This is a genomic window from Rhodococcus sp. IEGM 1302 (assembly GCF_030056935.1).
Lineage (GTDB): Bacteria > Actinomycetota > Actinomycetes > Mycobacteriales > Mycobacteriaceae > Rhodococcus_F > Rhodococcus_F qingshengii.
Genome location: NZ_JASHKY010000022.1, coordinates 84145 through 90550, shown reverse-complemented (window position 1 = coordinate 90550; position 6406 = coordinate 84145). Strand labels below are relative to the sequence as shown.

The 6406-nt window shown below is 61.4% G+C and carries 7 protein-coding genes; 2 read left to right on the top strand and 5 right to left on the bottom strand.

Annotated elements, in window-relative coordinates:
• The 4 genes from QM609_RS23320 to QM609_RS23305 form a co-directional block, all read right to left on the bottom strand.
• Positions 1-609: amino acid ABC transporter ATP-binding protein (locus tag QM609_RS23320; RefSeq protein ID WP_283337502.1), on the bottom strand; the 609-nt coding region annotated here is incomplete at its 3' end.
• Positions 606-1562, bottom strand: a complete 957-nt coding sequence (locus tag QM609_RS23315; RefSeq protein ID WP_050656521.1) for an amino acid ABC transporter permease — start codon at positions 1560-1562, stop codon at positions 606-608. The genes QM609_RS23315 and QM609_RS23320, both read right to left, overlap by 4 nt.
• The gene (locus tag QM609_RS23310) at positions 1562-2476 is read right to left on the bottom strand and encodes an ABC transporter substrate-binding protein (RefSeq protein ID WP_371683520.1); all 915 of its coding nucleotides are present in this window, start codon (positions 2474-2476) and stop codon (positions 1562-1564) included. The genes QM609_RS23315 and QM609_RS23310 overlap by 1 nt, the downstream gene beginning before the upstream one ends.
• A gap of 164 nt (positions 2477-2640) precedes the next feature.
• A complete protein-coding gene (locus QM609_RS23305) occupies positions 2641-3738 on the bottom strand; it encodes an isocitrate/isopropylmalate dehydrogenase family protein (RefSeq protein ID WP_050656520.1) in 1098 nt (365 codons plus the stop codon).
• Between QM609_RS23305 and QM609_RS23300 the strand changes: the two genes are divergently transcribed.
• Positions 3704-4279, top strand: a complete 576-nt coding sequence (locus QM609_RS23300; protein WP_179090806.1) for a 2'-5' RNA ligase family protein — start codon at positions 3704-3706, stop codon at positions 4277-4279. The two genes, QM609_RS23305 and QM609_RS23300, sit on opposite strands and share 35 nt — an antisense overlap.
• Here QM609_RS23300 and QM609_RS23295 read toward each other — a convergent pair.
• Positions 4224-5153, bottom strand: a complete 930-nt coding sequence (locus QM609_RS23295; protein ID WP_050656519.1) for a DMT family transporter — start codon at positions 5151-5153, stop codon at positions 4224-4226. The genes QM609_RS23300 and QM609_RS23295 overlap by 56 nt on opposite strands.
• Positions 5154-5366: 213 nt before the next feature.
• On the opposite strand from QM609_RS23295, the gene QM609_RS23290 reads away from it, so the two are divergent.
• On the top strand, positions 5367-6362 hold the full coding sequence (locus QM609_RS23290; RefSeq protein WP_003944097.1) for a helix-turn-helix domain-containing protein: 996 nt from the start codon (positions 5367-5369) through the stop codon (positions 6360-6362).
• The last annotated feature ends 44 nt before the right edge of the window (positions 6363-6406 follow it).

Sequence of the window (6406 nt, the reverse complement as noted above, 5' to 3'; positions counted from 1 at the left end):
ATTCACACGCATTGATTCTCTGATAGCGAGTGGCTCACCAAATGGGGTCCTACCAACCAGTTCGGGGTCGAGCGCGGACGTCGGCTCGTCGAACAGCATGAGCTTCGGGTCCATCGCGAGTGCGCGGGCGATGGCAACTCTTTGCTGCTGACCACCCGACAACTGGGCCGGGTAGGCGTTGGCTTTGGCGCTCAACCCGACCTGATCGAGGAGGTCCTTCGCTCGTTCGACAGCCTTCTTCTTACTGACGCGCTTCACCTGCGTCGGCGCTTCGATGATGTTCTCGAGAGCGGTGCGGTGTGGGAACAGATTGAAGTGCTGAAACACCATCCCGATGTCGCGGCGCTGTTTGGCCGCTGCTCGCGGGTGAAGTTCGTACAGTTTTCCGTTCTTCTCCGAGTAGCCCACCAGGTCGCCGTCGACGTACAGTCGGCCGGCGTTGACCTGCTCGAGGTGATTGATGCAGCGCAAGAACGTCGACTTGCCCGACCCGGACGGCCCGACGAGGCACAGAACTTGGCCGGGATCGATTTCGAGTGAGACCCCTTTGAGAACCTCGAGCGCGCCGAAGTTCTTACAGACCCGGTCTGCCTTGACCATCGGTGTCATCTGCGTTCTCCTCCTGGAATATCCGGGAGTGTCTCCACTACCGTTTCTTTGCCCTGTGCGTCGGCGAGTGCCTGAAGCTGGCGAGTGGTGAGCGTCCTCGTCGACCCTTTCGAATAGTGGCGTTCGACGTAGTACTGGCCGACCATGAGAACACTGGTCATTGCGAGGTACCACGTAACCGCGACCATCAAGAGTGGGATCGGCTCGAAATTTGCACCGGATATGTCTCTCGCTCGTCCGTAGAGTTCGGTACTCAACGGCACTGCGGTCACCAGCGAAGTCGTCTTGAGCAAGCTGATCAATTCGTTGCCGGTCGGTGGGATGATCACCCGCATCGCCTGGGGAAGGACCGTTCGCCGCATCGTCTGGCCCCACGTCATTCCCAAAGCCACTGACGCTTCGGTCTGACCTTCGTTGACCGAGGCGATACCTGCACGGACGATTTCGGCCATGTACGCCGCCTCGTTCAATGCGAGTCCGATGACTGCGAAGAGAAACGCCGCCTGGAGATCCTGCATGTCGAAATGCACGAACTGATGGACGAACGGAACGCCGAGATCGATGCTCTTGTATATGGAGGGGAAGAGACCCCAGAAGACGAGCTGGACGTAAACGGGCGTGCCGCGGAAGACCCACAAATACACCCAGGCAGCGGACTTCAGCACCGGGTTCGGCGACAGCCGCATTACCGCGAGGACGATGCCCAGAACGATCGCGGCTGCCATCGACAGAATTGTCAGTTGAATGGTGACCCAGGCGGCCTTCGAAATTCGATCGTCGAAGAGGTACTGGCGGTAAGTCGCCCAGCCGAACTGTTCATTGGTCGCCGAACCGTAGATAAAGAGCCCTACCAGGACCACCACCACGACTGCTGCGACCCATCGGCCCGGTCTGCGCAGTGGGATCGCCTTGATCGGCGCCGGATCGCCAGTCTCAGTTGTTGTCATGTTCATCAGCTTTCCGCGCCGTTGATCTTGGATACTTCGATGACGCCGGCCTCGACACTCCAGGTCTGCGCGATCTGTTGATAGACGCCGTTGTCGATCAGGTACTGCATTGCCTGCTGCAGGGCGGGACCAAGGGCGGAACCCTTCACGATCGGCCAGCCGTACGGCGCGGAATCAAAGGGCTGACCCGCAGCTTCCATCCGCCCCTTACTCCGTTTGATCGCGTAGCCGGTCACCGGTGAATCCGCAGACAACGCGTCGACTCGACCCAGGATGAGTGCGTTGGCCGCATCGTCCTGACTGTCGTACTTGATCTTCTCGATGGGCGGCTTGCCCGCAGCAACGCATGCCTCGCTCTTGGCGGGTACTTCGTCGATGTCCTCGGTAGTTGTGGTCTGTACCGCCACTCGCAACCCACACGCATTGTTCGGGTCCACGGGATTGTCCGGCCGCTGAGCCCACTGGATACCTGCGCTGTAGTACGTGACGAAGTCGACCGACTTCTCCCGCTCCTTGGAGTCGGTGAACGAAGACATGCCGAGGTCGTAGCTTCCCGACTGGATAGCGGGGATGATCTTGTCGAAGTCGGCCTGGTTATAGACAGCTTCGACCCCGAGCACAGTCGCCACTGCGTTCATGATGTCGACGTCGAAGCCGACGATTTTGCCATTCTCATCTTTGAATTCGTTTGGTGCGTAAGGAATGTTGACCCCGACCTGCAGCTTGCCCGACTCCCTGACGTTCGGGGGCAACAGGGCGGCGATCTCGGGCACCTTCTGGATGTCAAGTGGCGGCCCCTCCGGAACGAGGCCCTCGTTGTTGGTCACACACCCGCCGCACAGTGCGACGATCAAGCCCACCAACAAGACTCGCACCACGTTGGCGCGGATACGCCCGCCACTGCTCGAGCCATAACTCACGCCACGTGGCCTTGGTGCCCGTGCGTTTTCATCGACCACGACTCTGCTCTCCACTCGTCGATCGCCGCACTTGCAACGTCCATCCGAAATTCAGTCGAACGGTAGGTTACGGCAGGAGTTCCACCGTCGCCGACTTCGCAAGATTCCGGCCTGTCGTACAAGAATCAGCGACGCAGAGTGTGTGCGTACACGACTTCGGAAAATTCGCTGGTCGATGCCAAACCGCCGAGGTCGGCGGTCGCGATGCCCGACGCGATGGTCGTGCGAACGGCATCTGAAATCCGGCGTGCTGCCGCAGACAACAACCGATCGCCACGCGCATCACCGAGCCAGTCGAGCATCATTGCACTCGAGAGGAACAGTGCCGTCGGGTTCGCCCGATTCTTCCCGGCGATGTCGGGTGCGGCACCGTGCGCAGCCTGAGCCATGACCTGCGTCTCGGAAGCGTTGATCGACGGCGCGGTTCCGAGTGAACCGGACAGCTCGCCCGCCAGATCCGACAAGATGTCGCCGAACATGTTTTCGGTCACCACGACATCGAAGTCGCCGCCGCGCCGAACCAGGTGCGCCGCCATCGCGTCGACGTGCTCGTCGTCGACGACTACGTGTGGGTACTCCGCAGCGACGGTTCGGCAGGCGTCACGGAACAGGCCGGTGGTCAGTGTGAGGACGTTGGCTTTGTGGACGATCGTGACGTGATTGCGCCGTCGCGACGCCAACGCGAAGGCAGTGCGTGCGATCCGTTCACACGCAGCGCGGGTGAACACACCGACGGCCAGCGCGATGTCGGGCGTCGGCATGAATTCACCACTGCCGACTGCCATGTTCCGATCCGCGTACAACCCCTCGGTGTTCTCGCGGACGATCACCAGATCCATGTCGGGGACCATCGCCTTGACACCGGGGAACGCCGCTGCCGGCCGAATGTTCGCGAACAGCTCGAACTTCTTCCGGATGACGCCGCCGGGTGTGAGTTGTCCGCGAAACCTCTCCGGATAGGACGCACTGTCGTGGGGTCCGAGAATCCAACCCTGCAGCTGCCCCAACGCATCGATGGTTTCGTCGGGAATCGGCGTGCCGTGAGTGTCGATGGCCGTACTCCCGAGCGGAAGCTCGACCCACTCGACGGGCGGAGCATGAACCGCTGACAACGCCGCATCCACGATCTGCCGTGTCGCCGGGACGATTTCGTGGCCGATTCCGTCGCCGTGCATGAGTCCCAGCCGCATGGCCGAAGTACCGATTGCGCTCGCACCTGTCATCAGGCAATCATTGCTCACCATGGTCCAGTCGGTGGAATTGCTCCTCGATCCGGTGAGTGAGTCGGCAGTCCGAGCACAGTGGCAGCTTCTCGCCGACGCCGGTTTACCCAGTCAGGCCTCTCATCACAGCCCGTCCAACCGTCCGCACATCACACTGTTCGTCGCCCGTGAGATCCCCGCGGAGGTCGACGGACTGTTGAAGCGGCGCTTCTCGGCCCCGGACTTCGAGGTCCGACTCGGTGGCTACGTCGTGTTCGGCGGCAAGCAGATGGTCTTGGCGCGCTCGGTCATTCCTTCGCGCGCACTCCTTCACCTGCACCGAGAAATAGCCGAGGCAACCGTTGGTTCGACGGCGCTTCCCGCCCACGTCGAGCCCGGCGGGTGGACTCCTCATGTGACGCTCGCCCGACGCGTCGAACCTGCACGTCTGGGTGAAGCCATTGCCCTGGTCGGTAACGACGTGATTCACGGGCGCAGCGGCGCGATCAGGCGCTGGGACGGCGAACAGAAGACGGAGTGGTTACTGACGCCGCCGCTGTGACAGATCGGGTTGCACGTCGGGTCACCAGGATTCCCGCGATCACCGCGAGTGCACCAACCGGCTGATTCCAGCCAACGCTTTCGTTCAAGACTATTGCGCCGAGAGCGACGCCCACCACTGGACTGAGGTAAGTGACGGTGGACGCCGCAGTCGGCCCCCACCCCTGAACGACATTGGTGTTCCAGATGAATGCGAGCCCGGTCCCCAGTGCGCCCAGAGCGATCATCGACAGGACAACTGCCGGCGTCAGGTGCATCGGTGTATTCGCGATGACCGGTGAGGCCAGAACCATCACGAATGCACCGATACTGATCTGCAATAACGCGACCGTGCGGGTGTCGACGCCGAGAGGAAGCACGAAACGTCTGAGGTAGACAAACGAAATCCCGTACGAGGCAGTCGCTCCCAGGCAAGCGACCTGAGAACTGACACTTCCGCCGACGCCGAGATTCCACGGCGCCAATACGATCAGCACCCCACCGAATCCGAGAAGCAACCCCAGCGATTTGTATCGCGTCAGCGTCTCCCCCGGCAGAAAGGCAAGGGAGACAGCCATAGTCATCAGTGGCGTGGTGGCGTTGTAGATGCTCGCGAGTCCCGAGGACATGTTTTGCTCCGCCCAACTGAACAGCAGCCACGGCACGATGCATTGTGTCGCTGCGAGAAAAGCCATGTGTTTCCAGACGCGAAAGTCCCTCGGTAGGCCGATCCGGCTGACCGCTGACACGAGAACCAGCGCGAGCGCACCGAAGACCAAGCGCCACAGAACTACCTGCGTGAAGGACAGACCTTCGAGCCCGATCTTCATGAAGAGGAAACTGGCTCCCCACACCACCGCAGCTGCGGTGTATTGAAAGGCCAGACTTGCCCTCAAAGGGTGAAGTCTCCGTGCGGACTGACGTCGTGACGAGTGTCGGGCGTTCGGCCGGCAAGAGCTAGTACGTTCAGGACCAGTAGGACCAAGACGCTGACGACGATGATTGCCATGTGTCCAGCCTGACGGAATGTCCCACGTGGCAGTAGTGGCAGAAAAGCCAGACTTGGACGATTTTCTGCCACTTTCCTGTTTTTCTGTCACACTCGAAAGATGCTCGCGAAAGTGGTGGTCCCACTGATGCCGATGACCGAGGCGTTCGAACTCGGCGTGGCATGTGAAGTCTTCGGCTTCGACCGATCCGACGACGGCCTCCCCACGTACGACTTCTCTCTGATCGCCGCAGTTCCGGGTCCGATCCGAACGCGGTTCGGGTACAACATCGATGTTCCGTACAACCTCGATTCTCTCGACGACGCCGATCTCATCGTCGTGTCCGCCGGCGGAACCTACGACGCCGGCGACGCGTACATGTGCTCACCGAGTCCCGACTCGAGTGTCGATCCCCTGTTGGTCAAACTCAACGAGGCCGTAGCCCGGGGCGCCAAGGTGGCGAGTCTGTGCACCGGAGCGTTTGTCCTCGGGGCAGCTGGACTACTGGACGGAAGGCGATGCACGACGCATTGGCGGCATGCAGAGAGGCTTGCCCAGACGTATCCGGAAGCCAAGGTCGATCCGGACGTGTTGTACGTGGACGAAGATCCGGTGTTCACCAGCGCAGGCACCGCGGCAGGAATTGACCTGTGCCTGCACATCGTCCGAAAAGAACAGGGTTCTCGCGTTGCCAATGGCATCGCGAGAAGGATGGTGGTGCCGCCCCATCGTGACGGTGGGCAAGCCCAGTACGTTGCCACTCCCCTCGCCTCGACGCCGAGTGCAACCCTTGCCCCGCTCCTCGACTGGATGACGGAGAACCTCGCCCTCGACCTCACTGTGGGCATGGTCGCAGCCCGCGCGAACATGTCCGCGCGCACGTTCGCGCGCCGTTTCCAAGCGGAAACGGGAACAACCCCCGCCCGCTGGCTCAGCGATCAGCGAGTACTGGCCGCCCAACATCTCCTCGAGAATTCCGACCTCTCCGTCGACGTCATCGCAGAACGCGTCGGATTCGGCGGCGGTGCCGTGCTTCGCCAGCACTTCATTCGTCTGCGTTGCACCACGCCGCAGGCCTACCGCCGGACGTTTCGGGCGACCGAGAACGCAAGCTGAAATCGGCTCAGGGAAGAATCAGCGGTTCCGGGGCGTTGCACACA

Excerpts from the sequence above, each read along its gene's own strand:
- QM609_RS23300 (WP_179090806.1), top strand. The coding sequence starts at position 3,704 with ATGGCCGAAGTACCGATTGCGCTCGCACCTGTCATCAGGCAATCATTG.
- QM609_RS23315 (WP_050656521.1), bottom strand. The coding sequence starts at position 1,562 with ATGAACATGACAACAACTGAGACTGGCGATCCGGCGCCGATCAAGGCG.
- QM609_RS23290 (WP_003944097.1), top strand. The coding sequence starts at position 5,367 with ATGCTCGCGAAAGTGGTGGTCCCACTGATGCCGATGACCGAGGCGTTC.
- QM609_RS23305 (WP_050656520.1), bottom strand. The coding sequence starts at position 3,738 with ATGACAGGTGCGAGCGCAATCGGTACTTCGGCCATGCGGCTGGGACTC.